Raw genomic sequence first — 25,622 nt, 5'->3', positions numbered from 1 at the left:
GCACAAAAATCGTAACGCAATGATACACTTCAGGAAATCTATAACTTACACATTATTGCTTGGAACATTCATCTCCACAGCTGCATATAGTCAAACTAAACGTCAAGCCAACATGGCACAAGTTCAAGATACGGCCCTTTTTCCAAAAGGCGACCCATTACCAGGCAGCTATTTCACCGGAAACGCATTCTTTACGCCGCTGATCGCGAAAGATAAAAATAATGATTTCCTGATGGGCAGCGTGACCTTCGAGCCCGGAGCGCGCACTAATTGGCACACGCACCCGCGTGGGCAAGTTTTGATCGTAACAGAAGGAGCAGGTTTTTATCAGGAAAAAAACAAAGACGCCCGTCCCATTAAAAAAGGCGACGTCGTTAATATTCCGGAAAATGTGGAACATTGGCACGGAGCCGCGGCACAAACCAAAATGGTGCACATCGCGATAACCAATTATGAAGGTGAAACCAATGTAGTTTGGCTAAAACCGGTTTCGGAAGAAGATTACAATGCTGTGAACAAACAATAAATCGAAAACATGAGCTGGGAAAAAACTAAACTATGCGCCTTCATGCTGATGCTTTTGTTCAGCATTACGTTAAAAGGAGCTATTTCAAAACCTTTGCACCCGGTCATTGAACCGGAAATGATGGTGCGGATTTCCGAAATTGAGATTTTTCCCGAATATTTGAGCGCTTATCTCGCAATTGTCAAAGAAGAAGCCGCGGCTTCCGTCAAAAAGGAGCCAGGCGTGGTGGCTATCTTTCCAATGTCTATGAAAGAGCAGCCCAATCAGATCCGTATCGTGGAGATTTATGCCGACAGTGCCGCTTACCAGTCGCATTTGAAAACCCCGCACTTCCAGCATTACAAAACAACCACGCTAAAAATGGTGAAAGCATTGAAATTGATAGATATGAATGTACTCGACACACAGACGATGCAGGAAATCTTTAAAAAATTGTAAAAGAACAAACCTAACAACCAGTATTAATACCATGACTGAAACAACAAACATCAAAGCATACGGCACGGCAGCAGCTGAGGCACCTTTAAATCCGATGGACATCAGCCGCAGAATTCCTACTGCGCACGACGTACAAATTGAAATCCAATATTGCGGCGTTTGCCATTCTGACCTGCATACGGCCAAGAATGAATGGCACGGCACAATTTATCCGTGCGTTCCGGGTCATGAAATCGTTGGTAAGATTGTCCGCGTCGGTGATCATGTGAGTAAATTCAAAGTGGGCGACACTGTGGGTGTGGGCTGTATCGTAGACTCTTGCCGCGAGTGCCAGTATTGCCAGGAGGGTTTGGAACAATATTGCGAGCCCGGCATGACGGGCACTTATAACTCACCCGACAAATACCTTGGCACACCTACTTTTGGCGGTTATTCTGAAAGCGTTGTAGTGGACGAAAATTACGTTCTGCGCATTCCGGAGAACCTGGACCTGGCAGCAACAGCACCATTATTGTGTGCCGGTATCACCACTTATTCGCCACTAAGGCACTGGAATGTGGGGCCGGGGCATAAGGTAGGGATCGTTGGAATCGGAGGCCTGGGCCACATGGGAATAAAGATTGCCAAAGCAATGGGTGCTCACGTTGTTGCATTCACAACATCCGAATCAAAATTCGCGGAAGCTAAACGCCTGGGTGCTGACGAAGTAGTTTTGTCGAAAGACGAGGACCAAATGGCTGCTTACAAAGGAAAACTCAACTTTATTCTCGACGCCGTTTCGGCAGAGCATGATATCAATGCATACTTGAACCTGCTTCGCGTAGATGGTTCGCTGGCACTCGTTGGTGCGCCCGAAAATCCGTTGCCCGTTGCTGCTTTCAGCTTGATTATGGGTCGGAAAAGCTTCGCCGGTTCTATGATCGGCGGCATTGCTGAAACACAGGAAATGCTGGATTTCTGCGGCGAGCACAACATTGTGTCCGACATTGAAATGATCGACATGCAGCAGATCAATGTGGCTTACGAACGATTGCTGAAAGGCGATGTGAAATATCGCTTTGTCATCGATATGGCGTCTATCTAGGTGTTTGAACAATAAGTATATCTCAAAACAAAATGCTGTCAAAATGATCGCTGGCAAGCTCTCAGCAAATACATATTTATGAATGCAGGGCTATTGCGTAAATGTTCTGTTTGCTATTTAATGCTGCCCAATCTGTTATTCGGACTGGGCTGGTTCAGGCAGCCATATTCAGTCCTGCTTACGATTGGGTTTGTTTATCTGCTTTATCTCGAATTGAAAAAAGAGGATCGGACGGAGAAGCTGACAGCAAAAAGCCTGGTTTTTGTTTTTATATTCTCGATTATATGCGTATTCTTTTGTGGTATTGGCGGGTTTAGTAAACCTTCGTTTGACTGGCTTGCCCATAATACAAAATTTTACGACTTGTTCAAGAATAACTGGCCAATCTACTTCCCTGAGGTCGACAGATATGCCTGTTATTACTATGGATACTATCTGCTGCCTGCATTTACTTCTAAAATATACGGCCAGTTACTGCCTTCGGTGTTTGTATTCTGGACGTTTCTCGGTTTTTTTCTTGGATTTGCCTGGGTGCTTTTGCTTGTTGGTCAAAGCAGATTAATGCTGTTGCTTTTTCTGTTCATGCGCGGCGTGGGACAGCTGATTTTCTCTGCGTTAAAACTTTTGAACCTTTCACAGATTCATGCACCCATATTTAACCCTTCAATCAGATCCATCTTTGAACAGAATGCTTTTACCCCTAACCAGGTAATTCCCTCGTTAATCGGTTCCGGCATCCTCTTATATGATTTTATATACCGGAAAAAAATCGATGAGACCTTTTTTGTGGTCATACTGGTTTTTGTTTGGGCTGTGTTCCCTGCTCTTTCACTGCTGGCTGTATTTGGAGCTGTTTTTATTCATAAATATGTCTTAAACGATGGATGGAGAGCAATTGACAGACGAACGGTAATCGTTTCGTATCTGATACCTGGATTGGCGTTTCTGCCAGTATTTGCATACTTTCTTTCTTCTCAAACCTTAGCAATCCAGGGTTTTCTCTGGGACTTTAAGCCTGCGAAGCATATTTTGTTAAGCTATGCAACCGGTCTGCTGATCGACTTTGCTTTGTTTTATATTGTAATTATTTACTTAAATAAGCTTTTTCGGATTTTTCCGAAGTGGTTTATCAATACAGTTTTCGGGCTGCTCTTCGCATTATCGCTATATCGGATGGGCATTTACAATGACCTGTTTTTCAGGGGCTCCATTCCCCTGTGCATCATTTTGTTTATTGGAATTTTGAGGGGATTTGAAGCAGCGATAAGATCCGGACAATGGCCAGGCCAGAAACATTTTTACCTGGCTTCTTCATCGATCTTATTTTTGATAATAAGCCTTATTTACGTCAAATCGGACCTTTTAAGAGAAAACAAGATTGCAAGCCAGATCACAGGCGAAGAGGTGCAGTATCGAACATTTCGTTATACAGACTACCCTAATATATACCAGGCCCTCCGCAATGGCTATAAGGATCCGGAAGGCGCAAAGCAGTATTTGGGATCTCCCAACTCGATTTATGAGAAATATCTAAGCAGGCAGCATGAAGGGGTTGAAAAAAGTCGTGTTCAGCGCCTTTGATCATGTACAACCAAGCCAGGCAATCTATTTAGATTGCCTGGCTTGGTTGTAAGAAGGAATATCAACCGATCAGCGATAAAGGAAGGCTTTTTCTTTTACCAGCTGACCATCCCAATACGAGATTTTTTGTGCCCGGACATTTCCTTTGGCATCAAGTGTATGAGCAAATTTGAATGTAGGGCCGGACGTATTTCTGATCTTTACAAGGTTTGTCCCGAACTTACCGAAAATAGGCAAGTACGGATCGCCGATCTGGCTTAAACCATTTGCACCGAATACATGCGTGTTGATAACGCGGTTCTTGTCTAAATCGAGTGGCCCTCCCACATATTCAGCATATGCATATTCGTTGTAATCGGTCACGGTCAATGACTTTCCGCTTCCACTGGTCGTGAGGTGTTTGACAAGATTGCCCGATCCGTCATATGAAAACGTTATTACCGATTTTTCCGGGGTCGTGCTGATTACCTTCACGAGTTGCTGTTTAGCATTGTACTCAAATTTCGCATGGGTGTACAGGTAAGGAAATCCGCCGGAACCCTGTTTGTAATGTGCTGTTACCAGTTCCGTTGCCTTTCCATTCTCAATGCGCCATTTCATTTCCTGCTTCTTGAAATTATTTTCGTAACGGGTTGCAACAACCCAGTCAGTCCAGTCGGCACCATAAGTGTATACAACGCGCAGTGATTTGATCGCGTAATCTATTTCACTGTTCGTATACTGAACTTCTTTTAAACGCCCGTCGGGATAGTAACTTAAGGCCTCATCGCCGTGTTTCACCAGCGTCAATGCTGCCGTAGCAGCCGGAATCGCTGCTAAGCGTGCACCTGCCTCATTGTCTGCTGGCTGCGGAGTAGCGGGAATTAAATTTTCATTCTGGCAAGACGATAAAATTAAACCGGCAGAAAGACTGACCATTAATGCGGTCTTTGTAAATGAGCTGTTCATACGATATAGTGTTAAAATTAAAGATGACTTAACGGCACAATACTAGATCAAGCAAGGTTAGTTATCCTCAAACAATGAATAAGTGGCGGGAACCAAACAGCCAACGGTAACCTCCTGAAATTGCGGCCTGTAAGCGTGTAAATGGCTTTCTAGGCGCTTCGCTAAGTATTTGTACAAAAGGGGATGTTAATGACTTTTGGGATATTTGTTAGCTTTGTCTGGCTGGACAAACTTTTAAGAATTAAGACGACAATGGCGCAAAAATCCCTTCGGTTTCTTTTCCTGATCTTAATGTGCCAACTTTTCAGTTGCAAGAGCCAGAAGGACAGTCCAAAATTCAATTTTGCGGACGGGATCTACCATACCAAAGTCAAAGGTCAGAAACAGCAGGTTTATGTGGAAAATACAGAAGATTCGATCTCGATATATTCTTTGAAAAAGGGCTGGCGCACTGCTCCCGTCAAGCCTTCGGAGCTGGTAAAGCAGACTTTTGCTCAAAAAGCGTCAACCGAGAACATGAATAGCAATAAATATTGGCAAAATGGATTCGATGTCGACATCCTGACTATTCCTATCAAATTCCGTCCGTCCGCACAGTCCTTTCCAAGGCAATTTAGCAATCACCTTAATGGTGCCGTTTACCTGGGCTATCGGACGGATGTTTACAGAATGTCATTGACCACAGATCCGATCGGAAAATTGCATGAAAAAGTGAAGCATTACGGGATCTCGGCAGGAATTATTACAGGCTTTGGCGTCACGCCGCTAAATCCCTGGGTGACCAATAATGGCATCTCTATTGAATACGATGGCATGGCCTGGTCCAAGGGCGTTGCCATTGTCATGGGCGTGGAAAATTTCACTTTCGGGTTGATCGGCGCGGTGGACCATCTGCTGGACGGCAACAAGCATTTATGGATTTACCAGGGCAAACCCTACATTGGGCTTGCCGTTGGCCTAAATCTCAATTGAGAATACCATTATTGTCTGTCCAGCTGTTTATCAATCTCCAACGCAGCACTGATGAGGGCCAGATGCGTAAAAGCTTGTGGGAAATTGCCAAGATGCTCGGCCTTGTGGCCGATCTGTTCGCTGAACAAGCCCAAATGGTTGGCATAACCTATCATTTTCTCAAAGCTATCAAGCGCTTTTGCTACTTCCCCGCTTTTAGCGAGTGATTCGATGTACCAGAATGAGCACATATTAAATGTGCCTTCTTCCCCTTTCAAGCCGTCGAATGATGCTATGCCGTTTTTGTAACGGTATAAAAGCACATCCACACCCAGCTGTTCTTCCACGACTTTCAACGTGGATAACCAACGCGGTTCGAGAGGTGAGATAAAATGCATGAGCGACATCAGTAAAACGCTGGCGTCTACGGTATCTGCGCCTTTGTGTTGCACCCAGGCACCTATTTCGTCGTTCCAGAAATTATCATAAATGTCTGTATAAATGTCGTCACGCACTTTCTTCCAGTCGTTTTCCGGAAAAGGGAACGAGCGGTGCTGCCCGATCTTTATCGCGCGGTCCATCGCCACCCAGCACATAAGCCGGCTATGCAGAAAATGCTTTTCAGTGTTTCGGATCTCCCAAATCCCGTGATCGGCGGTTTTCCACTTTTTGGTAACCACATTAACCTGTTTCACTATGGTTTCCCAAAATTCAAAAGTAATCGCTGCGTGCTGTTTGTTGTAAATGTAGATCGTGTCGATGAGCTCGCCGTAAATATCGAGCTGATACTGGTCCTGCGCGCCGTTGCCGATCCTGACGGGTTTTGAGTTTTGATAGCCGCTCAAATATTCCAGCTCTTTTTCCTCCAAATCATGCCCGCCATCGATCGTGTACATGAGGTAAAGCTTGTCTTCCTTGCAGCGGTCATGGATCCATTCGAGAAATGCCGTGGCCTCATCCGTATAGCCGAGCCGCAGAAAAGCATACATTGTAAAAGCGGCGTCCCTGATCCACATGAAACGGTAATCCCAGTTACGCCCGCCGCCTATGACTTCCGGCAGACTGAATGTCGGCGCCGCCACCATGGAACCCTGCTCGCGTGAAGTGAGCAGCTTGAGCGTTATCGCCGAACGATTCACCGTGCCCGTCCAGCGACCTTTGTAACTCGATTTCTTAGACCATTTCCGCCAAAAATCAACCGTGTCCTGATAGGTGTTTTTTTTATAAATCTCAATTGGATTCTCGTCTTCCACCTGCGTTTTTCCACATTCCAACACCAGATAGGCTGTTTTCCCCTGTTCGAGCGTGAACTCTGCATAACCTGCATTTTTCTTGATCTGCAAGGGAATATCGGCGATCAGGCGCATGACCGTTTCATCTGCATTGTCTGCATTGAAATAAACACAGTCGTCACGCATCTCGCAAGTATGCGAAGCATTGGCATAATCAAATGCAGGCTGACATTTCGCCTGGAAAGTAATTTTTCCCCGAACCGTTTTCACCTGCCGCACGATTGCGTTTGATTTGTCCATCCGGTCGTCGACCGGCATATAGTCTGTCACTTCGGCGATGCCTTCCTCGGAGAAAAATCGGGTAAGCAAAACGGCCGTTGCGGGAAGGTAAAGCTGCTTGGTATTGTATCCGTCCATCTGCGGAAAAATAGCGAAGCTGCCACCTGTTTTGTTGTCTAATAATTTTGCAAAGACCGTCGGTGAGTCGAAATTGGGATAACACATGAAATCGATAGAGCCTTCCACGGATACCAGGGCAACGGTTTTCAGATTTCCAATCAATCCATAATCCTCAATCCGCGCGTGTTCGGGGTTCTTTCTGGGCATTTAGCTTAATGTAAGTGTGGAAAGTGGTGTGCGTAAATTATCAGGCCAGTTGCGGTGGCGGGGGAGCGTTTTACCATTTAATCAACCAGACCTGCCGGAGAAAAAACGCAAAGGCTTTATGACGTCCAAGGGCACAGGATTCGATGTGGGTTTTGAAATTCCTTTAAATATTTTTTTCACCTAAATCAAAACACACATGAAAGCGAACAGATCAATGATAGTATTTGCGGCCTTGGCAGCATTCACTGCGTGTGAGGAAAAAGAGATACCAAGGGCAGACTCGTCATACATTACGGTGACTTCACCCAGCTGGAAACAGGAAATTGAAGACAACGAAGAGATTGTTGTGAAGGCGGTTATTAAGCCCCAGGAAAAATCGGTGATCAGTTATCGCATATGGCTTCTGGATAACGAGAAAAAGGAAATCTATAATAAAGCGGCAGGCTGCGATTGCAAGGACAAGGATGAAGTTCAGTTGGAAGCGTCATTCAAATATGACATTTCAAAAACTTCTGAACTACTGCTGCATATTGACGCCGAACTGAGTGATGCCAGTAAAATTCACGAAGAAATCCCATTCAAATTGGTTGACGTCAAAAAATAGGAACGCTCGAATAAAGCAGCGTTTGACCAGGACTGAGCCAAATTCATTGAATATCCTTTCACAAAAACCAAAAAGACATGAAAACTAACAGAATAATTTTCGTCATAACAACCCTGATAATAGCATTGGGCTCGTGTAAGCAGAATGACATTACAAAAGATTCCCCAATGATTACAGTGATCTCTCCTGAGCGCAACCAGGATTTGAAGGACATCACTGCATTTAATGTTGAAGCAATCATCGAACCAAAAAATGCTTCTGTCATCCGTTATTACATCCGGATACTGGATTCTGAGAAACGTCCGGTTTTCGAAAAAAAGGTAGACTGTAATTGTATTGGTGAGAAAAGAGTAAATGTCAAGCAGGCGATTGAATATGATGTTAATCAATCAACCGATTTGCTGTTAAGATTAAGTGCAACTCTTGACGATCGAACGATTATCGAAGAGGAGGTTCCTTTCAAAATGATTGATACGCACATTTAAAATGTCGTTTTGCGCAGTCTGATTTTTGGTAGGGAGCGCGTGACAGTTCCGGCCAGTTAATCATCATTTTCACCACGCATTTAAGCGGGGCCTTTTATCACATGTTCAGGCAATCCGGAGCAATGCATCTGGTTTGCCTGGACTTGAAAAATAGCGTGTCCCTGAATGCAACAAGCTTGACTTTTTATGAAAATAAATATCTTAATAGCCCTATGCCTGGCATCCGTGCATGTATTTGGGCAAAAACGTATAACCATAAGCGGTTTTGTGAAAGAGAAGGGAAGCCAGGAGCTCCTCACCGGTGCGAACGTCTATATTCCTGGAACGTCGACCGGGACAGTGACCAACAATTACGCCTTTTATTCTCTGACCATCCCCGCCACGGATTCGGTGACCATTGCTTATTCGCTGTTGGGTTATGAGACTGCGCGGCGTACGATTGCGGCACGGGAAAATACAGAACTAAATGTAATGTTATCATCCATCCGCCAACTGGACGAAGTGACTATTTCCGCGCGGAAACAGGAGGATAATGTCAGCAATTCGGCGCAGATGAGCGTGGTGGAAATCCCGATCGAACAGATCAAAAAAATACCCTCGCTACTTGGGGAAAAAGATGTGTTGCGCGGATTGCAATTAATGCCCGGCGTCCAGAAAGGCACGGAAGGGCAAACTGGATTGTATGTACGCGGCGGCGGCCCGGATCAAAATCTGATCATCCTGGATGACGCGGTTGTGTATAATGCAAGCCATTTGTTCGGATTCTTTTCGGTCTTTAATAGCGATGCGATCAAGCGTGTTGAGTTGACAAAAGGAGGTTTCCCTGCGCGTTACGGCGGGCGACTTTCTTCGGTTGTGGAAATGGATATGAAAGAAGGGAGCAAGGAAAAGCTTCATGGCGCGGGCGGAATCGGCCTTATTGCCTCCCGGCTGACTCTGGAAGGGCCGATAGCAAAAGGCAAATCCTCGTTTCTCATTTCCGGGCGACGAACATATATCGATGTCCTGGCTGCTCCGGTGATAGCATTTACGCAGAGGAACAAAGAAGAAAACAGCTTTAAGCCAGGCTATTATTTCTATGATTTGAATGCCAAGGTCAATTATGACCTTGGTCCCAAAAACAAACTTTATGTCAGCGGCTACCTTGGTCAGGATAAATTTTCTGTCAAAGAAGAGCACGGCACATTTAAAATGAAAGCAGGCCTGAATTGGGGAAACGCAACAGGCGCCATGCGCTGGAACCACGTTTTCAATCGTAAATTATTTGCAAACACCGCTTTCGTTTTTACCCATTTCAACTTTACAACAACAGGTTATTTCAGGGAAGCAGTAGGCGATGGTGATGCTACAACGGAGTCAAGGCTGCGTTATGATTCGCAAATTCAGGATCTGAGCTTAAAAAGCGATTTCGATTTCTATCTCAGTGCTTCACACGCGATCAAATTTGGCGTGCAGGCTACGCGTCACAAATCCACACCATCCGCATTGGCTCTTTCCGGCAGCGATAGTGAGGACGACATTAATCCTGTTGAAAAGCCGATGTATTCCCTGGAAGGCGGCGCTTATTTCGAAGACACCTGGCAGCCGTTTGAAGCGTTGAAAATGAATCTGGGTTTTCGGATGAGTTATTTCAAATCGGGCAAAAAGCAATATATCAATCCCGAGCCGCGCTTTTCAGCAGCATTGCGCCTCGCGAAGGACTTCTCAGCGAAGCTTTCCTATGCGCGCATGAATCAATATGTACATTTACTCTCCAACACCGGCCTGGGGCTGCCCACCGATTTGTGGGTCACCAGCACCGACCGCATTGCGCCGCAGCAATCGAGCCAGGTGGCATTTGGCTTTGCAAAAGATCTTCAAGACCATGGCTTAACATTAACATTGGAAGGTTTCTATAAGGATATGAACCGGATCCTGAGTTACCGTGAAGGCGCCAGTTTTATTAGTATAAATGCAGAGAATGCCAATGACGTAGACTGGCAGGACAATGTTACATCAGGAAAGGGCTGGTCCTACGGTTCTGAATTTTTAGTTCAGAAAAAGAGCGGAAAGCTTTCCGGCTGGGTGGGTTATACATTATCCTGGATTTACGGGAAATTCCCAGAACTGAATAACGGGCGAACATTCCATCCGCGCTACGACCGCCGGCATGACCTTTCGGTTGTAGGAATTTACGAGTTCAATAAACGCATTACCATGTCGGCAAGCTGGGTTTATGGCACCGGAAATGCACTTACAGTTCCTGCTGCCACCTATGCTCCTGTCAGTGATAATTATTTCAACCGGTTTGATCCCACGCAAACAATACTAAACAGCACTTATAAGGAATTCAAGGCCTCTGAATTCCCGGCTAAGAACAGTTTTCGCGCAGAAGCATTTCACCGGATGGACCTTTCGATCCAGTTTCATAAGAAAAAGAAACGCCACGAACGGACCTGGGAATTCAGCGTCTATAATGCCTACAACCGCAAAAATCCGTTTTTCTATGATCGCTCGGAAGAGAAGATGAATAATGGGGAATGGAAAACGGTGCTGAAAAAATACTCGCTGTTTCCCGTATTGCCTTCATTCAGTTACAACTTTAAATTTTAAGCCATGAATGTCATCAAATGTATTTTCAGCATTGTGCTGTTGTCCACGATACTATATGGTTGTGAAACGCCATTAACCAACATTCCACCTTCAAAGCTGCCGCAAGCGGAATCGAAACTGGTTGTTAACTCCATCATTTCGCCGCATTTACCCCATATTAATGTGGTTGTCACAGAGTCTGTCCCATTGTTTACAAAAACAGAAGCAACAGAAAGACGCGTGGAAGATGCCACGGTGAAGTTATCCGATGGTGTGAATGAAATCACGATTCCCTATGATACGGAGAATAAAATTTACAGTATTCCCCAGTCCAAGTTCCCCATTAAAGATTCAAAAACATACTTTTTGTCCGTTTCTGACAAAGCCAGAAGTGTTACTGCGCAATGTACGGTTCCCGGCAAGAAGCCGGTGATCAAGTCATATGAGTTTGACACCATAGTGGTCAACAATTCATACATGAAAGACACCATCCTGACATTGCGGATGAGCTGGCAGGATGTTCCGGGAGACACAAATTATTACAAGCTCGATGCGGGTATTGATCATCAGTATTCCGTTGGTATCCTGACAGATAAGAATGAAATAAGGGAGGAGATATCAACGAATCATTTCTATTTTCACTGGCAGGGACAGGAAGGAAAGAGTGATTACATGAGTGATAGATATCTGGATGGCCATATCATGAACTCGCTGCTTGGGAAATTCAGTTATTTTAGTCCAATACAGTTAAATGGGAAAGATGGCAAAATGGTAACCTTTTATCCTAAAAACAAGGTTCTGGGCGCGTTGCTGCAAGTTTTGAATCTCGATGTTAATTATTATAAGTATATGCATTCCATTGAGATCAAAGAGAATTCAGACACTCCGTTTGCGGAACCTGCCCCGCTTTATTCCAACGTGAAGGGCGGGCTCGGGTGTTTCGCCGCATATAATGCGGCGCAGTTGAAGATTTCTTTTGTGAAATAGCAAATGTGGAGGGTTGGCACAGATTTTTATTTACCTCAATCACAATTCATCAACAAGCTAAAAAACATGAAATCGTCAGTAAAAAATCAGGAGTTATTCGAAGAGCAGAACGTATTTGAAAATACCAATCCTTTCCAGCGTGACAATGGTTCGGCCAGCATGCAAAAATCCGGAAAAAGACCTAGAATTATGAAGCCGCTTTATTCTGTTCGCTTGCAGTAAGTTCGGTTTAATTAAAAGGTTTTTTCAGTCCGAAGACTTCATTTAGTATCTCATTCCACCAGCAAATACACAGCAAAACGGCCGTCAAAGTACGTACGGTGATAGTTTTCAATGTTTGAAGCAGAGATGGGCGGGAAGAATTTTTCGGGATTAAACTGGTAATCCATTAAGATAAAGCCGGCATTACTGGCCTTTGCCCAGCGTCCGAAGCCATCCGGGGTCATGTTGACTTTATGACAGTATAGCTTGTAGTTCTCATGCGTGCGTAATGTCTCGAAGTTGTCGTATTCGTTAAAAAAGAATGTCAGCGGCACGACTCCGACTTTATCCCTGGGCAGTATTTTCTCTAAACTTTGGTAAGTTTTTGGTAAATACCCCAAGGTTATATTCTTCTGAATGAGCTGCACAGAGCCAAAGATTCCGATCACGAAGTATAGCGCAAGAAGCCATTTGAAATAGCGGTGTGTAAACGGTTTTAGACGATATAATTCGTAAGTTAGAACAAGCATGAAGGGGATAAAGAGCACCAGATACATTCCGGCATTGGCCTTGGTTATGAGCCAGAATGAGATTACCAATGCTGGGAAATACACTTTTAGAAACATCGGTAATGCATTGAGCAACTTCCGCTGAGTCCAAAGCAGATACGTCACCAGCACGGACAATGCCAGCTGTTCGGGCGATTGAAAAAACAGCCTTGGATAAGTTATCAACTGAATGATCTTTCCATACAAGTCAAATGATGCCTGTGTGGCGGGATCATTCCGAAATTGGAACCACCACATTTCCAGGCCATTTTGAGCCGTAAAAACATCAATAAAATATAAGCTGCAAGTGATCGCAGCGCCCAGCAGAAAGCTCAAAATTGTTTTGAGAGGGGCCTTTAACATGCACAAGCATGCGAACCCGGCAATGACATAAATGCAGCCATTGAGGTGAGTGAGAAATGCAAGTCCGGCGAGGATGCCGCTTAGCAATGCTGCGAGCCAGTTTTTGTTATAAAAATTCAGCATTAGAAAAGATCCGAAACCAAATGCCGCAACCATCATTTCAGGCCGGTTTTCAAAGCTCATTTTTATAAGAAGCCGGTTGCTGAAAATCAAAATGGCAATGGCTAATGCGTAATACAGTTTATAGGTCCGCTCACTTTTATTGATGTAATACATGATCTGGCCGATCATAATCACAAAAAACAAAAGGCCGGAAATTTTCAGAATGGGCAAGTCGTAGCCAAAGAAATGGATCACAATGGCCCCAAAAGCCAGAAATAGTTTATGGCTCACCAGAATCTGATTTTCCCATCCCACAATTCCCCGGAAAAATTCAGACCTTATAATGCCCTCTTTTTCAAGCCAGTAAGATTGTTCGCCAAACCAGGCGTCGTCACCCGTAGGAAAGCGATTTATATAAGTAGCGATAGTAATGACAACGAAAAAAAGTAGCAAGCCGACCAGATGCGTCTTGCGGAGTTGGGTAATGGGAATCATTTAAAATTTTTGAGGAAGTTTACGGGAAAAATGCCTTTTTGCATAATGGATCGGATAGGGTGCGGGTGATTTTCGGAAATCTGCACCTTATTTGTTCTGGTTTTAGCCATGAATCATAAACAAAAAGCCATGAATCAGGAATTTATTGAAATCCGCGGTGCGCGTGAAAACAATCTGAAAAATGTTTCACTGCGCATCCCGAAGCGTAAAATTACGATTTTTACCGGCGTCTCCGGTTCCGGAAAGTCTTCCATTGTCTTTGACACGATCGCCACCGAAGCACAGCGACAGCTCAATGAAAATTTTAGCATGTTCATCCGGAATTTTTTGCCCAAGTATGCGCAGCCGCATGCCGATGCCATTGAAAATCTCAGCATGGCCATTGTGGTGGACCAGCGGAGGCTGGGAGGGAATTCACACTCTACATTGGGCACGATTACGGACATTTCGCCCGTTTTGCGACTGTTATTTTCAAGGGTCGGGCATCCGCATATCGGTAACTCCAATGCATTTTCGTTCAATGATCCACAGGGAATGTGCCCGGAATGCAACGGCATTGGGAAGAAAATGGGCGTTGTGGCAGATTCCTTTCTGGATATGTCCAAGTCGCTGAACGAAGGAGCTGTTCAGGTTCCGGTGTTTGCAACCTGGGAAAAAAGCAGTTACGCCAGCTCGGGATTTTTTGATAATGACAAAAAACTCTCAGATTTCACCAATGAAGAAATGGATCTGCTGCTTTATGGCAAAAATCTGAAATTCAAATTGCAGATCGGTGGCGGAACGATGAATGCAACTTACCTGGGTATCATTGAGAAATTTGAAAAGTCATATATTAAAAGGGACATTAAGACCTTGTCCGAGCGTACGCAGAAAACGGTGGCGCCATACATTGCGCTACGGCCCTGCCCCTCGTGTAACGGTGCCAGGCTGAGCCAGGCTGCATTAGGTTGCAGAATCGATGGCAAGAATATAGCGGAAATGTCGGCTATGGAAGTGTCCGAACTGGTGCCTTTGATAAAGCAGATAAAAGATCCGCTGGCAACATCCATGGTAATAACATTGTCGGAGAGGTTGCAGCATCTGGTCGACATTGGCCTCGAATATCTGAGCCTGGACCGGGAAACAACCACACTATCGGGTGGCGAATCGCAGCGGGTGAAAATGGTTAAGCACCTGAGCAGCAGCCTGATTGATGTCATGTATATTTTCGATGAGCCGAGTGTAGGATTGCATCCGAGAGATGTGCACAGGTTAAATGAATTGCTCGGAAAATTACGCGATAAGGGAAATACGGTGATCGTCGTTGAACATGATCCGGACGTAATTAAAGTCGCAGACCATATTGTGGATGTGGGCCCGCATGCAGGAAGCAAGGGCGGAAACATTGTTTTCGAAGGAAGCTTTGCCGATCTGGTGAAAGCAGATACGCTTACGGGCCGCCATATCAAACAATCGTTGCCATTGAAAAAGAAATCGAGGAAGCCTTTGGGCAAGCTTTCTGTAAAAAATGCAAGGATTAACAATCTGCATAATGTGAGTGTGGATATTCCCACGGGCGTGCTGACGGTTGTGACGGGCGTCGCGGGGTCCGGAAAAAGCTCCCTGATCAATCACGTATTTTTGAAACAACATCCCAAAGCGATTGTCATTGACCAGTCGGCGGTAGGCACGTCTACGCGATCGAACCCGGCTACATATACGGGTGTGATGGATGATGTGCGCAAGGCTTTCGCGAAAGAGAATGGTGTGAGCGCGTCGTTATTCAGTTTCAACTCGCAGGGTGCCTGCCCAAATTGCCAGGGCCTCGGGGTGATCTACACAGATCTGGCTTTTATGGATGGCATTAAAACGCCTTGCGAAATTTGTGAAGGCAAGCGCTTCAAGGAAGAAGTTTTGGCTTACAAGCTGGATGGGAAGTCTATTTCAGATATTTTGGAAATGACCGTCCTGCAAGCACTGGATTACTTTACACAAAAAGACATTCTTCATAAATTGCAGGCAATGAGCGATGTAGGGCTTGATTATCTTACCCTCGGCCAGCCGCTCAGCACGTTGTCGGGCGGTGAATGCCAGCGAATCAAGCTCGCCAGCGAACTGCATAAAAAGGGAAGCGTGTATGTCCTGGACGAGCCCACGACTGGACTGCATATGTCGGACATCACGCACTTGCTGTCCATCATGAACCGCCTGGTAGACGCAGGAAACACCATGATCGTGATCGAGCATAATCTGGATGTGATCAAGAATGCGGACTGGATTATCGATATGGGCCCGGATGGCGGCACGAAAGGTGGGAGTGTTGTTTTCGAAGGCACACCTGTGGACTTGCTGGGCGCGAAGGGTTCTATAACCAGCTCATACCTGAAAGCCGCGAGCGGAAAACAGTGATCTTGAACCCGGTAATGGTCTATTCGTAAACGATTCCCATTCTTAATGCATGAAGCCCGCTCAATCCCTGGAGATCTTCCAGTTCCAGGTGTTCAGTTTCGGGAGTAAGGACATTGGTTTCCTGTAAATAATGGATAAAAGGCAGGTAATCGTCAATGTCTCTTCTGTTGAAGTATATCAGGGCGATTTTGTCGGGCTGGGTGAGGCGTTCGCTGGTGTTACGGATATGCACTTTGTCAATTCGCTTCTTAATCATTTGATAGCGAATGTTATAAGCTCCCTCAACATCAAATTTCCGTTCATCTGCACGGAAACTAATGTCGATCATGTGGTTATGGATAAAAATGAGTTGCGTGGTCGAAAGCGTTTTTGGCATAACCGGCAAAAGCGCTTTCGTCATTTTTGCTATGGCAATCATGGAAGACAATTGCCACAGCCTCAGATTTTTAAGGTGAAAATTATTGAAAGTTTTATCAGGGCTTATGGATTGTCCAATGTAAATGTCATATTCGACGCCATCCGTACGGAATTTTTCGAAATAACAGGGAAACGGCTGTTGCAGCTTGTCTTTTTCAGTTTCAAAATAGTTGTTTACTGCATCATTGATCATTTTCATAGAGGTCTCAAATGCGCTGCGGTTACTGAAAACCGCTCCCGTTTCAAGCTGTGTTGCATTTAAATATTCCGCAATGATCGTGCTGGTTTCAGGTTGTTGGCCGGATAAATGTGCCAGGTAATCCCGGCTTTCGTGCCCCAAAAAATTGTTCAGGTTTTGTTCTCCCGCGCTGCTCCATTCTTCTGATTGTAATGCCTGCTGCCATTTCCTGCACGTGTAAGAAAGCTCTTGCATGAGCGAAGAATTGTCCCAGCGCTGCAATGCGGAGAAAGTATTGCTTAGCAAATTGAGGTGGACATCAAGATCTTTTGTAATGGCTGCATTTCTTTCCAGCGTTGAATTCCGGATGTCGATAGCACCGTAAAGCGGATATACTTTCCTGAAAGTGATCGGCTCCGTTTCTCCGGGTAGATTTTTCTTTTTTTTATGCAAATAAAGCCATGCAGCCTCATTGAACTTCCATTGCACAGCCGGTTGTATCGAGGTGAATTTTTCCTTGATAATGTTTTCCAATTCCAGATTAAACTCGTCGATATAGATCTGTAAAAGCTGTCCGATCGGCTCAAATGCAGGTTCGAGCATGGATAATGTCTTTTCGTCAAAAACCTCGTCCTGCCAGGTGTGCATGCATAAAACCCCGACCAGTGTCTCGTCAAAAAAGACAGGCAGAAGAGCCAGTGAACGGACACCTTCTTTCCGGAAAGCCTCCAAAAATGCAATCTGCATTTCCTTTGCGCCATTTATATCCGGCGAATAAAATGAAATGGGCTTGGCCGCATAACCCTCCGCTTGTTTGGAAAATGCTTCCGGCGTCAGCCGGTCCTGGCCCCAAACCCTGAACATGATACCTGTTCCGGTGGTTTCATAGCCATAAACAGCACGCTTATTAACCCGCACAAAAGGGAACATATCGAACTCGATGCGATTATTCTGAACGAGCGTTTTAAGCGAATGGATAATGTTGTAATAACGCTCCGCTTCCTGGCCCGGAATGCGGTTGAGCCTAACTTTCCTGATATTTTCAACTGCTGTTCTGCTGGTAATGTCCGACACATTCAGCACCGAAAATCCCCTGAATTTGAACAATGTAAGCGGAAGAACGTTTTCCAGTAGCAAATGACCATTTTCTTCACTAAACCGGGCGTAGAGCTCGCCAAAATCGAGCACAGGCAACTCACTCTTGGGTGTAATCTCAACGAAGTCGGTGTTTACAAAAACTTCAAAGTAACGCAGCAATCCCGTTTGCGGATTAGTCCAGGCATAATACTGCTGGATTTTTGCAGGGACCTGAAAATTGTATAGCCGCTGCATGATCAGCGTATAAATGACATGCAGCCGCTCTTTGAAAAAATCAGCAGGCGATTTCTTGTTGATATACTGATCGGCATCCAATGGCTTTTGCGTCAGCATTTCGTAAAGCAAATCCGTTCCGTAGAATATTTTCGGGTTCAACGGAAAACTGAGTGCCCAAAGAAGCTCTCTCTCTGGCGAAAGCACCGGGGAAACACAGGAATATATGTGTTCCAAAAAGCCTTCATACTGCCCGATATCATCCAGCGGAATATCCGCTTCGGGAATGTTGTGCTGCTTAAAATAGGCCAGGGTCTGATGGTAAAAGGTCGCTTTGGGCGTGGTTTCTTCCGCGGCCCGTTGCGCTACAAACCGGAGGAAAGGCATAAAAGAAATGGCAGCATCAACATTCAACCCAAGGGACTGAAAGCCTGAAACATCCTGAATTTTTAATTTCATGTTGGTATACGGTCCAAGAGTCGAAACCAAGAAACATTCGAATATCTAAAATTAATTATTCAACTCGATTATTCTCTCCACATTGATCTGTGCCAGGAAATAAGCGTCATGCGAGATCACAAGTAATGTTCCCCGGTATTCATTCACGGCCGCCGTCAAAATCTCAATATTCTGAATGTCCAGATTATTTGTAGGCTCATCCAGAATGATCATGTCCGGGGCCTGGTTGCTGATTGTTAAACAGCAGAGTATGAGACGCATTTTTTCGCCGCCGCTCAGGTTTTCGCAACTTTTGTCCCATTCATTTTTGGTAAATAAAAACCGGTTGAGGCGGATTTTCACCTCGTGTTCCTGCAATTTGCCCGTATTGTAATGCTGCGCCTGTTCGTAAATGCTGAGGCGATTATCAATCAGCGAATAATCTTGATCAATGTAAATGGATTGATTAACAGCACATTGAATGTTGCCCGAAATGGGTGCCAGGCTTCCTGATATCAGCTTAACAAGCGTCGTTTTTCCGGAGCCATTTAGTCCTTTAACAACAATTCGTTCCCCGCTTGTAATCTGAAAACTCAGCGGATCATTCCAAAGCGGTTTTCCATCATAACCCGCCTGGATGTTTTCTGCGGAAACAAGAATTTTTCCTTTGTGAAGCTGAGCATCGTCAAACCCAATTTTCATAGTATCCCCATCGGCTACTTCCTTGCGCAACTGGCTTAAATCCTGCATGATAGCGTCTACTTTCCCAGCGTGCACGTCCTTTATTCTCGAAGTGCTTTTCTCGGCATTGTTCTTTAATGTGTTCATTGAAATCCTTGGAAGCCCGGCTTTCTCCTGCAACTTTTTGCCGCGCGAATCCAGTTTTTGTTGCCTTTCCAAAGATTCTCTTTCTGTTTCTTTTGCCTTTCGAAGCGCCTTTTCTTTGCTTTTCAGGTCATTGTTCAATGCTTCGTTTTCAATGTGTTTTTGGTCATTATAAAAATCATAATTGCCGCCATAGATGGTTATGCCGCGTTTTGACAATTCATAAACAATTTGTAGCAGGTTAAGCAGCGTCCTGTCGTGGCTTACGACCAGCAATGTGTTGGAGGTTGTTTTGATATAATCATAAAGAATACCCCGGCCCAAAGCATCCAAATGATTGCTAGGCTCGTCCAGAAGCACAATTTCCGGATTGTGGATCATAATCCCAGCCAGAAAAACCTTTGTTTTTTGTCCGCCGCTGAGCATTTCCAGTTTTTGTGACAGGTCTAATGCACCGAGCTGCCAATGTGCAAATGCTTCATGGCAGCGTTCTTCAATGGCCCAGTCGTCGTCCAGCAAAGAGAGATTCGCTTCCGTTACCTGGCCCGCAAGGATTTCCTGCAATGCTGACATTTTTTCCTCGATCCGCAGCGCCTGCGCAATGGTGTAATCATTAAATTGGCCAAAAATCTGGGGCACATAATAGGGTTGCGATTCGGCTTTCACAAGTCCTTCCGAAGTGCGCAATTGGCCGGCCAGCATTTTCAGCAGCGTCGATTTTCCCGAGCCGTTGTTGCCAATCAATGCAATTTTATCATGTCGGTTTATGGAGAGATTGATATTGGAGAACAATACATCTCTGTTAGGGTGCGCATAGGCGGCACCTTGAAGAAAAAGCATAATTTCTTTCTTTAAAAAGTGAATAATTCTGCAACTGATCGGATCAGCTGCGGTCTATTTTTTCTGAAAGAAATTGCCTCTTACATGGATATGTTTCTTGGTTAAAGTGCAAATATAAGGCAGAACGCCTTTTTTGTCAATGCAAACCCTTTTAACATTATCCTTTCTCCGGCCCGGAACTTGCCCAGATGTGCTGTTGTAAATCCGTTAACGGCGCTCCCCGGTACATTCTGATAAAATTGCGCTGTGCTGTGAAACCATTTTTTGCAGCCCATTCCACGGCATGCACATTAGCGGCAGGGATATCGATAAAAAGGGGTATTTTATCAAAATGTGAGGCCATTGCATTCAATAATTTTTCACCTGAAACCGCATTCAAAGCGCCCACAGGTCCAATCTGTATTGCATTGTTTCCTTCGCGGCAACCTGCATAACCATCTACTTTGCCGTCCGCGTTGAGCGTACAGTAAAATGGACGTTCTGCTGCGTGAATGAAATCAGAAATAAAATCGGTGCGGTTTGTTCCGGTAATCTGCTGGTCAAGATTAAATATATCCTTAGCTGATTCGTCATTTGGCAGGACCTTATGCAGATTCTTTTGGTCCGGCATTCGGGGTAACAACTTCCCTCTAAAACGGATCACTTCGTATTCTGGCTGAAAACCTAGTTTTTGATACAAACCTTGTCCTAGCGAGGTTGCATCCAGGCGGATCGTCGTGATGCCTTTTTGTTCCAGGAAACGAATCGCATGTTCAACCAGCACTTTCCCAACACCTTGATTTCTGTTTCTTTTATCAACCAAAACCATTGCTATCCAAGCGATATTTCCAAAACAACAGGCCGTAGTCGTGCCGACCGGCAAGTTATTTATCGTAGCAACAAAACAACCCTCCGGTTCCAATTCCATAGCCCGCAGCCAGTCGCTATCCAGTTGGTTCCAGCCAGCTTCTGCAACGAGATGCCTGCAAAAAGGCAGATCGCCAGTTTGCATTTTTCTTACGGATACGGAAAATAGCGGGGTCAATGTGTCTTCCATAAGCTTATATGCGGCGCAGGAAGTTATTAATCACCAGTACGAAGGTTTTTGCAATGTTCCGCCCTGCGTACGGCAATCGGTGCATTCGCTGGGCGATCCTAGTAAGAATTCGCCCCGAAGACCTGCGTAAGCAATTAATAATGAGGTTGTTTCCAGCCCACATTGTCTGCTGCTCATGGGATTGCACACGACATCAAATGTATCGGGCATCATGCAGGTAGGATTTCTTCCCAGTCGCGGTGTAATAGTTAGCCTTTTTGTTTCTTCCGTCGAAGCGCTGAAATAGCCAAAGACAAGGTCCTGCCCATTTGTTGTGCTTTTAATGTTGCCGGTAACCTGTGAAGGCTGAGGGTCAAAAAGCGTTCCGGTTCCCTGTGTCGTTTTGGATAGGCTCGTCCAATATTCAAAAGCAGGGCGGGAGAGGCCGTATTGCTTCACCAGCACGCTGTATTTCATGTAAAGCTTGTTGGTCGAAACCGGCACTTTGAATAACGGAAGGTCTTTTATTATGTCGCTGGAAAGCTTGATCGTGGTTCCGAGCAGTATGCTGCCGGATTTCTGGTTTCCCCAGCAATGGTTTATATCGATCTGTCGGCCAACGTATTTTTTATCAATCACTTCGATTGCCGTTTGGTATGCAGCGCGGTATTCCCAGGTTTCCTCAAATTTCCAGCGGTAGAACTGTACTTTGCCCTGCGTATCATGCGCATTGACGTAGAAAATCATTGCGTCCTGAAAACTGTCAAATTTGGTTGTCAGGCTATCGATAGCAGGCGTAACGCTCACTTCCACAAAATCGGATAAATATTCCTTTGCGTCACGGGTTTTAATGCGGAGCCGGTATTTTCCGGACATACTGTATTGTCGTGGCGGAAGCACATAAAGGCCGGGTTTTGATTCCGTAAAAGCGTTTATCTCTCCCGATTCCGCTTCCACGGACATTTCAGCGCCAGTTTCAATGATCGGGCCAGCCGTTTGATTCACATTTTGCGTTCTCCTAAGTTCGATTCTGCTCGTATCCTGGCCTACATTAAGGAATCCATCCACAACAAGGTGATTCTCAATAGAATTCACCTCGGGCGGAGAGAACGGCTCAATGCAGCTGTCCATGAAAAACAGCAAGACAAAAGCAACAAACTTCGGTAAACGATTTCGCATATCCACTTTTCTTACTAAGTTCTGAAATTGTAAGTTAATCCAGAAACAATAGTCCAAAATTTATCATCAAATGGTTACTTAGCTGGCATCTTATTTCCCCATCCATTTCTTAAAATCATTCGTTTTCTCCCTGCTGACGATGGATTCTTTGTCGAAGGCGGGTTTTAATGTTAGGGCGAGGCGGTTGTTGTAGTAGGGTTGGATTTGGGTTACGGACTGGTGCGTGACGATGAGACCGCGGTTAATGCGGAAAAAGCGATCGGGGTCGAGGAAAAGCTCCATTTCATCCATGCGGTAATCAACAACGAATTTCTGCCCTTGCAGATTTTTGAAAAAACTCACGCCGTCGTCAATGAAGAAATAGGCAATTTCCGAAATCTCCACAGACAGCATCCTGGCGCCCTGCTTCACCAAAAAGCGTTTACGGTAATCGGTCGCAGGCTGCTGCAATTGCAGGTTTTTGAGAATGTTTTCCAAATTAGCAGGCAATGCGGGCACCTCCGATTTTCGCTGGCTTCCGGTGAGGTCGTAAAACTTTTTAATACTCCGCTGCAAATCCTCCTGCTGCACGGGTTTCAGCAGATAATCAATGCTGTTGACCTTAAATGCCTGCAACGCGTATTCATCATAGGAAGTCGTAAAAATCACTGTGCTCCTGATTTCCACGCGGTTAAAAATCTCAAAACTTTGGCCGTCTGCCAGCTCAATGTCCAGAAAAATAATGTCGGGTTCGGCATTACCGCTTTTCCGGTTTTCCAAAATCCACTCCACTGTGGCTTCAATGCTGGGTGTAATGCCTTTGATCACAAACTCAGGAGCCGTTTCTTCCAGCAATTTTGTGAGTTTGCGCACGGCAAGCTTTTCGTCTTCAACGATCAGGATATTCATTGGTTTTCAGAGTTTTGCATGAGCAATGGCAACAGAACCGTGAAGTGATCTGCACTCAGGTCGATCACGGGCTGCCTGTCGGAGAGCAGTTTGTATTTGGCTTCAATGTTGGCTAGTCCCAGCTTGGTCGATTTTACGCGTGTTGATTTTTCCAAAAGATTATTTCGCACCTCCAACTCGTCATTTTCGAGCGAAGTGATCTCAATCAAAAGAGGATTTTTTTCCAAAATCGTGTTATGCTTCACCGCGTTTTCAACCAGCAATTGTAATGTTAATGGCGGAATGTATTTGTTTTGAGCGCTGTCGCTGACATTAATCACTAATTCCAAACCTTTGTCGTATCTCGTTCGCAAGAGATGATAATACGATTTGATGAAGCGGATTTCGGTTTCTAATGTCGTGAGTTCGTGTTGGTTGGTTTGCAAAAGATAGCGGTAAACTTTCGCCATCTCATCCACAAATTGCTCCGCCCGGGCCGGCTCGTCGTTGATGAGCGCCGATAATGTATTCAGGCTATTAAACAAAAAATGAGGGTTAACCTGACTTTTCAGACTTTGCAGCTGCCCTTGCAATCCGGCCTTCTTGATCGCCTCTTTATTGGTTTTGATCTCTTTCCATTTGCGCAGCGAATAATTTACTTCATATAAACAGGTCAGAAGCAGGACAGCGAGCAGTTCGAACAAATAGACATTAACCATTTTTCCGGCATCCAATTGCGCATTAAGCGGGCGGAACCGGATGATGAACAAGCCATAACCCGTAATGTAAATGCCCGTAAGTATGCAAAAAGCAAGCGCCGTGTAAGCCGCCCTTTTGAGTGACGAATGTATCGACGGATATTTTTGAGCAATGTATTGCGCAGCCCAATCATGCGGAACAAAAGCCAGAATGGTCATGGACAAGACCATTAATGTGCCTAAAATGAAATTAGGAATGCTGGCGAAATAAGGATCGCCAATCAGCAAAAAACTGATGGTTGGCACAAACCAGGGCACCAGCAGGACAAACATCCACCTGCCGAAGAGGCTTAGCCAGATCAGCTGGCCGATATGCTGAAATCTGTGAGTCTGAATCATGTATAAATCAAAGGCAAAAGCACTGTGAATTCAGAACCTTCTTCCTTGATCTGAATGGTTCCTGCCTGGTTGAAAAGCATTTTATAGCGTGATATCAAAGTGGCGAGCCCGGCATTACTGAATGGCGTGCGTACAGTCCTTCTCTGCAAATTGTTGATCACTTCCAGCTGGCCGGTCGCAGTGGTTCGGATATCGATCCGCAGCGGATGATCAGCGGAAACAATGTTATGCCGGATCGCATTATCAATCAGCGTTTGCAATGTTAATGGTGCCATCTGACCATTCAAATAAAGATCTGCGGCCTGAATTGTAATGCTGATGCCATTTTCAAAGCGGGTTTCCAGCAAATAAATGTACGAACGAATATAGCGCAACTCCGCGTCCAGGGTTACCATGCTTGTGTCACGGTCGGGGCCGTTAACGCTGAGCAGATAGCGATAAACTTTGGACATTTCATCCACAAATTTTTCCGCCGTCGCAGGCGATTCGGAGATCAGGACGGAAAGGGAATTAAGGCAGTTGAACAAAAAATGCGGATTAACCTGCTGTTTCACCACTTCCAACTCAGAAAGCAATTGCCGCTGCTCCATCTGCTGCAACTCATCCTGATTGGTTTTCCACTGCATAAATGTGTAAGCCAACTCCGTGAGCCCGGCGCCAATCAGCGAAGCCGCCAGCAGCAGGAACACAGACCAGATCGCCCGTTCACGCTGTAAGGAAAAGCCGAATAAATGCACCTGATCATAGGCCAGCAAAACCAGGATCAGGATGGAAACATTGATGATGGAATAGAGTACAAACCAAAAAACCACGCGGAAAACAGATTGGTGTGTGTCGGGATAAACTTTTGCGATTAAAATGGCAATGACCTGATTGATATGGTTGGCTATCAGGCAGAGGATCAGGTTAATGAGGCTTCCGCCCAGGAAAATTTGCAGATCCGAAAAGTAAATGTTTCCCCACATTAAGTAGCCCACCACCGGAACCAGCCAGGGAATCACTAATACGAGAATGAAGAAGTTGAGACGGTTTTTTCGAAGTGTATCAAAATACTTGTCGAAATACCTGAACCGGATTTTCATCATAAGGAAAAACTGAACAGCAAAAATAGGAACGCGGGCAGACGAAGAGAAACTGATCGTCTGTCAATTGTATGAAAAATGAGCTGAAATGTCGGAAATGTTCCTTTAAACTGCTTACCCGGATCCGAATATACATTTTCCGTAAAAAAGGCCTTACATACAGGTCATCCGCCAAAAAGTGTAATACAGATACCAAATCTGACAGTACGGATAATATGTATTTCCAACCGCAACGTTTGCAAGCGAATTTTGTGTCATTCTAA

Annotated in this window: 21 protein-coding genes; 11 read left to right on the top strand and 10 right to left on the bottom strand. The window is 45.1% G+C overall.

Features of this window, described 5'->3' with window-relative positions:
• Positions 1–112: 112 nt before the first annotated feature.
• From B5X68_RS23130 to B5X68_RS23115, 4 genes are all read left to right on the top strand, one after another.
• Positions 113–526 carry a (R)-mandelonitrile lyase gene (locus B5X68_RS23130; RefSeq protein ID WP_082217200.1) on the top strand — a complete coding sequence of 138 codons (414 nt, stop codon included), beginning with the start codon at positions 113–115 and terminating at the stop codon, positions 524–526.
• A 9-nt stretch (positions 527–535) separates the two neighbouring features.
• Positions 536–964 (top strand): putative quinol monooxygenase, encoded by a 429-nt coding sequence (locus B5X68_RS23125; protein ID WP_212568031.1) that lies wholly within the window; start codon positions 536–538, stop codon positions 962–964.
• Between the two features lie 31 nt (positions 965–995).
• Positions 996–2,048 (top strand): NAD(P)-dependent alcohol dehydrogenase, encoded by a 1,053-nt coding sequence (locus B5X68_RS23120; RefSeq protein WP_082217127.1) that lies wholly within the window; start codon positions 996–998, stop codon positions 2,046–2,048.
• A 78-nt stretch (positions 2,049–2,126) separates the two neighbouring features.
• Positions 2,127–3,629, top strand: a complete 1,503-nt coding sequence (locus B5X68_RS23115; protein ID WP_141110388.1) for a hypothetical protein — start codon at positions 2,127–2,129, stop codon at positions 3,627–3,629.
• Between the two features lie 69 nt (positions 3,630–3,698).
• Here the strand turns inward: B5X68_RS23115 and B5X68_RS23110 are convergent, their stop codons facing one another.
• A complete protein-coding gene (locus tag B5X68_RS23110; RefSeq protein WP_082217125.1) occupies positions 3,699–4,577 on the bottom strand; it encodes a hypothetical protein in 879 nt (292 codons plus the stop codon).
• A gap of 189 nt (positions 4,578–4,766) precedes the next feature.
• Between B5X68_RS23110 and B5X68_RS23105 the strand changes: the two genes are divergently transcribed.
• Positions 4,767–5,549 carry a hypothetical protein gene (locus tag B5X68_RS23105; RefSeq protein WP_082217122.1) on the top strand — a complete coding sequence of 261 codons (783 nt, stop codon included), beginning with the start codon at positions 4,767–4,769 and terminating at the stop codon, positions 5,547–5,549.
• Positions 5,550–5,557: 8 nt separating this feature from the next.
• Here the strand turns inward: B5X68_RS23105 and B5X68_RS23100 are convergent, their stop codons facing one another.
• Positions 5,558–7,366, bottom strand: a complete 1,809-nt coding sequence (locus B5X68_RS23100; RefSeq protein WP_082217121.1) for a glycoside hydrolase family 15 protein — start codon at positions 7,364–7,366, stop codon at positions 5,558–5,560.
• 196 nt (positions 7,367–7,562) lie between these two features.
• On the opposite strand from B5X68_RS23100, the gene B5X68_RS23095 reads away from it, so the two are divergent.
• The 5 genes from B5X68_RS23095 to B5X68_RS29005 all read left to right on the top strand — a co-directional run bounded on the left by B5X68_RS23095 (position 7,563) and on the right by B5X68_RS29005 (position 12,235).
• Entirely contained in the window at positions 7,563–7,970 is a 408-nt protein-coding gene (locus B5X68_RS23095) for a hypothetical protein (protein WP_082217120.1), read from the top strand.
• A gap of 77 nt (positions 7,971–8,047) precedes the next feature.
• Positions 8,048–8,455, top strand: coding sequence for a hypothetical protein (locus B5X68_RS23090; protein ID WP_082217119.1), 408 nt, complete (start codon positions 8,048–8,050; stop codon positions 8,453–8,455).
• Between the two features lie 186 nt (positions 8,456–8,641).
• Positions 8,642–11,047 carry a TonB-dependent receptor gene (locus B5X68_RS23085; RefSeq protein ID WP_082217118.1) on the top strand — a complete coding sequence of 802 codons (2,406 nt, stop codon included), beginning with the start codon at positions 8,642–8,644 and terminating at the stop codon, positions 11,045–11,047.
• Positions 11,048–11,050: 3 nt separating this feature from the next.
• On the top strand, positions 11,051–12,013 hold the full coding sequence (locus B5X68_RS23080) for a DUF4249 domain-containing protein (RefSeq protein ID WP_082217117.1): 963 nt from the start codon (positions 11,051–11,053) through the stop codon (positions 12,011–12,013).
• Positions 12,014–12,079: 66 nt separating this feature from the next.
• The gene (locus B5X68_RS29005) at positions 12,080–12,235 is read left to right on the top strand and encodes a hypothetical protein (protein WP_170916711.1); all 156 of its coding nucleotides are present in this window, start codon (positions 12,080–12,082) and stop codon (positions 12,233–12,235) included.
• Between the two features lie 50 nt (positions 12,236–12,285).
• Here the strand turns inward: B5X68_RS29005 and B5X68_RS23070 are convergent, their stop codons facing one another.
• Positions 12,286–13,722: a glycosyltransferase family protein gene (locus B5X68_RS23070; RefSeq protein WP_082217115.1), complete on the bottom strand. Its 1,437-nt coding sequence runs from the start codon at positions 13,720–13,722 to the stop codon at positions 12,286–12,288.
• A gap of 129 nt (positions 13,723–13,851) precedes the next feature.
• Here B5X68_RS23070 and B5X68_RS23065 point away from each other — a divergent pair, with 129 nt between their 5' ends.
• Entirely contained in the window at positions 13,852–16,110 is a 2,259-nt protein-coding gene (locus tag B5X68_RS23065) for an ATP-binding cassette domain-containing protein (protein WP_082217198.1), read from the top strand.
• Between the two features lie 19 nt (positions 16,111–16,129).
• Here the strand turns inward: B5X68_RS23065 and B5X68_RS23060 are convergent, their stop codons facing one another.
• From B5X68_RS23060 to B5X68_RS23030, 7 genes are all read right to left on the bottom strand, one after another.
• Positions 16,130–18,475, bottom strand: coding sequence for a GAF domain-containing protein (locus tag B5X68_RS23060; RefSeq protein ID WP_082217114.1), 2,346 nt, complete (start codon positions 18,473–18,475; stop codon positions 16,130–16,132).
• 51 nt (positions 18,476–18,526) lie between these two features.
• Positions 18,527–20,119, bottom strand: coding sequence for an ABC-F family ATP-binding cassette domain-containing protein (locus B5X68_RS23055; protein WP_082217113.1), 1,593 nt, complete (start codon positions 20,117–20,119; stop codon positions 18,527–18,529).
• 157 nt (positions 20,120–20,276) lie between these two features.
• Entirely contained in the window at positions 20,277–21,155 is an 879-nt protein-coding gene (locus tag B5X68_RS23050; protein WP_082217112.1) for a GNAT family N-acetyltransferase, read from the bottom strand.
• Positions 21,156–21,185: 30 nt separating this feature from the next.
• Positions 21,186–22,313, bottom strand: a complete 1,128-nt coding sequence (locus B5X68_RS23045) for a DUF4249 domain-containing protein (RefSeq protein WP_082217111.1) — start codon at positions 22,311–22,313, stop codon at positions 21,186–21,188.
• Between the two features lie 90 nt (positions 22,314–22,403).
• Positions 22,404–23,201, bottom strand: coding sequence for a LytR/AlgR family response regulator transcription factor (locus tag B5X68_RS23040; RefSeq protein ID WP_082217110.1), 798 nt, complete (start codon positions 23,199–23,201; stop codon positions 22,404–22,406).
• A complete protein-coding gene (locus tag B5X68_RS23035) occupies positions 23,198–24,277 on the bottom strand; it encodes a sensor histidine kinase (RefSeq protein ID WP_082217109.1) in 1,080 nt (359 codons plus the stop codon). Before B5X68_RS23035 ends, B5X68_RS23040 begins: the two co-directional genes overlap by 4 nt.
• Positions 24,274–25,362, bottom strand: a complete 1,089-nt coding sequence (locus B5X68_RS23030) for a sensor histidine kinase (RefSeq protein WP_141110386.1) — start codon at positions 25,360–25,362, stop codon at positions 24,274–24,276. The genes B5X68_RS23035 and B5X68_RS23030 overlap by 4 nt, the downstream gene beginning before the upstream one ends.
• Positions 25,363–25,622: the final 260 nt, after the last annotated feature.

It is taken from the genome of Dyadobacter psychrophilus, from assembly GCF_900167945.1.
GTDB classification, from domain to species: domain Bacteria; phylum Bacteroidota; class Bacteroidia; order Cytophagales; family Spirosomataceae; genus Dyadobacter; species Dyadobacter psychrophilus.
The sequence above is the reverse complement of the archived record's forward strand: the minus strand, read 5'-3'. Positions and strand labels throughout refer to the sequence as shown.

What these genes read in the sequence shown, in the direction of transcription:
- B5X68_RS23130 (WP_082217200.1), top strand. Translation starts at nt 113, where the DNA reads ATGGCACAAGTTCAAGATACGGCCCTTTTTCCAAAAGGCGACCCATTA.
- B5X68_RS23125 (WP_212568031.1), top strand. Translation starts at nt 536, where the DNA reads ATGAGCTGGGAAAAAACTAAACTATGCGCCTTCATGCTGATGCTTTTG.
- B5X68_RS23120 (WP_082217127.1), top strand. Translation starts at nt 996, where the DNA reads ATGACTGAAACAACAAACATCAAAGCATACGGCACGGCAGCAGCTGAG.
- B5X68_RS23115 (WP_141110388.1), top strand. Translation starts at nt 2,127, where the DNA reads ATGAATGCAGGGCTATTGCGTAAATGTTCTGTTTGCTATTTAATGCTG.
- B5X68_RS23110 (WP_082217125.1), bottom strand. Translation starts at nt 4,577, where the DNA reads ATGAACAGCTCATTTACAAAGACCGCATTAATGGTCAGTCTTTCTGCC.
- B5X68_RS23105 (WP_082217122.1), top strand. Translation starts at nt 4,767, where the DNA reads ATGACTTTTGGGATATTTGTTAGCTTTGTCTGGCTGGACAAACTTTTA.
- B5X68_RS23100 (WP_082217121.1), bottom strand. Translation starts at nt 7,366, where the DNA reads ATGCCCAGAAAGAACCCCGAACACGCGCGGATTGAGGATTATGGATTG.
- B5X68_RS23095 (WP_082217120.1), top strand. Translation starts at nt 7,563, where the DNA reads ATGAAAGCGAACAGATCAATGATAGTATTTGCGGCCTTGGCAGCATTC.
- B5X68_RS23090 (WP_082217119.1), top strand. Translation starts at nt 8,048, where the DNA reads ATGAAAACTAACAGAATAATTTTCGTCATAACAACCCTGATAATAGCA.
- B5X68_RS23085 (WP_082217118.1), top strand. Translation starts at nt 8,642, where the DNA reads ATGAAAATAAATATCTTAATAGCCCTATGCCTGGCATCCGTGCATGTA.
- B5X68_RS23080 (WP_082217117.1), top strand. Translation starts at nt 11,051, where the DNA reads ATGAATGTCATCAAATGTATTTTCAGCATTGTGCTGTTGTCCACGATA.
- B5X68_RS29005 (WP_170916711.1), top strand. Translation starts at nt 12,080, where the DNA reads ATGAAATCGTCAGTAAAAAATCAGGAGTTATTCGAAGAGCAGAACGTA.
- B5X68_RS23070 (WP_082217115.1), bottom strand. Translation starts at nt 13,722, where the DNA reads ATGATTCCCATTACCCAACTCCGCAAGACGCATCTGGTCGGCTTGCTA.
- B5X68_RS23065 (WP_082217198.1), top strand. Translation starts at nt 13,852, where the DNA reads ATGAATCAGGAATTTATTGAAATCCGCGGTGCGCGTGAAAACAATCTG.
- B5X68_RS23060 (WP_082217114.1), bottom strand. Translation starts at nt 18,475, where the DNA reads ATGAAATTAAAAATTCAGGATGTTTCAGGCTTTCAGTCCCTTGGGTTG.
- B5X68_RS23055 (WP_082217113.1), bottom strand. Translation starts at nt 20,119, where the DNA reads ATGCTTTTTCTTCAAGGTGCCGCCTATGCGCACCCTAACAGAGATGTA.
- B5X68_RS23050 (WP_082217112.1), bottom strand. Translation starts at nt 21,155, where the DNA reads ATGGAAGACACATTGACCCCGCTATTTTCCGTATCCGTAAGAAAAATG.
- B5X68_RS23045 (WP_082217111.1), bottom strand. Translation starts at nt 22,313, where the DNA reads ATGCGAAATCGTTTACCGAAGTTTGTTGCTTTTGTCTTGCTGTTTTTC.
- B5X68_RS23040 (WP_082217110.1), bottom strand. Translation starts at nt 23,201, where the DNA reads ATGAATATCCTGATCGTTGAAGACGAAAAGCTTGCCGTGCGCAAACTC.
- B5X68_RS23035 (WP_082217109.1), bottom strand. Translation starts at nt 24,277, where the DNA reads ATGATTCAGACTCACAGATTTCAGCATATCGGCCAGCTGATCTGGCTA.
- B5X68_RS23030 (WP_141110386.1), bottom strand. Translation starts at nt 25,362, where the DNA reads ATGATGAAAATCCGGTTCAGGTATTTCGACAAGTATTTTGATACACTT.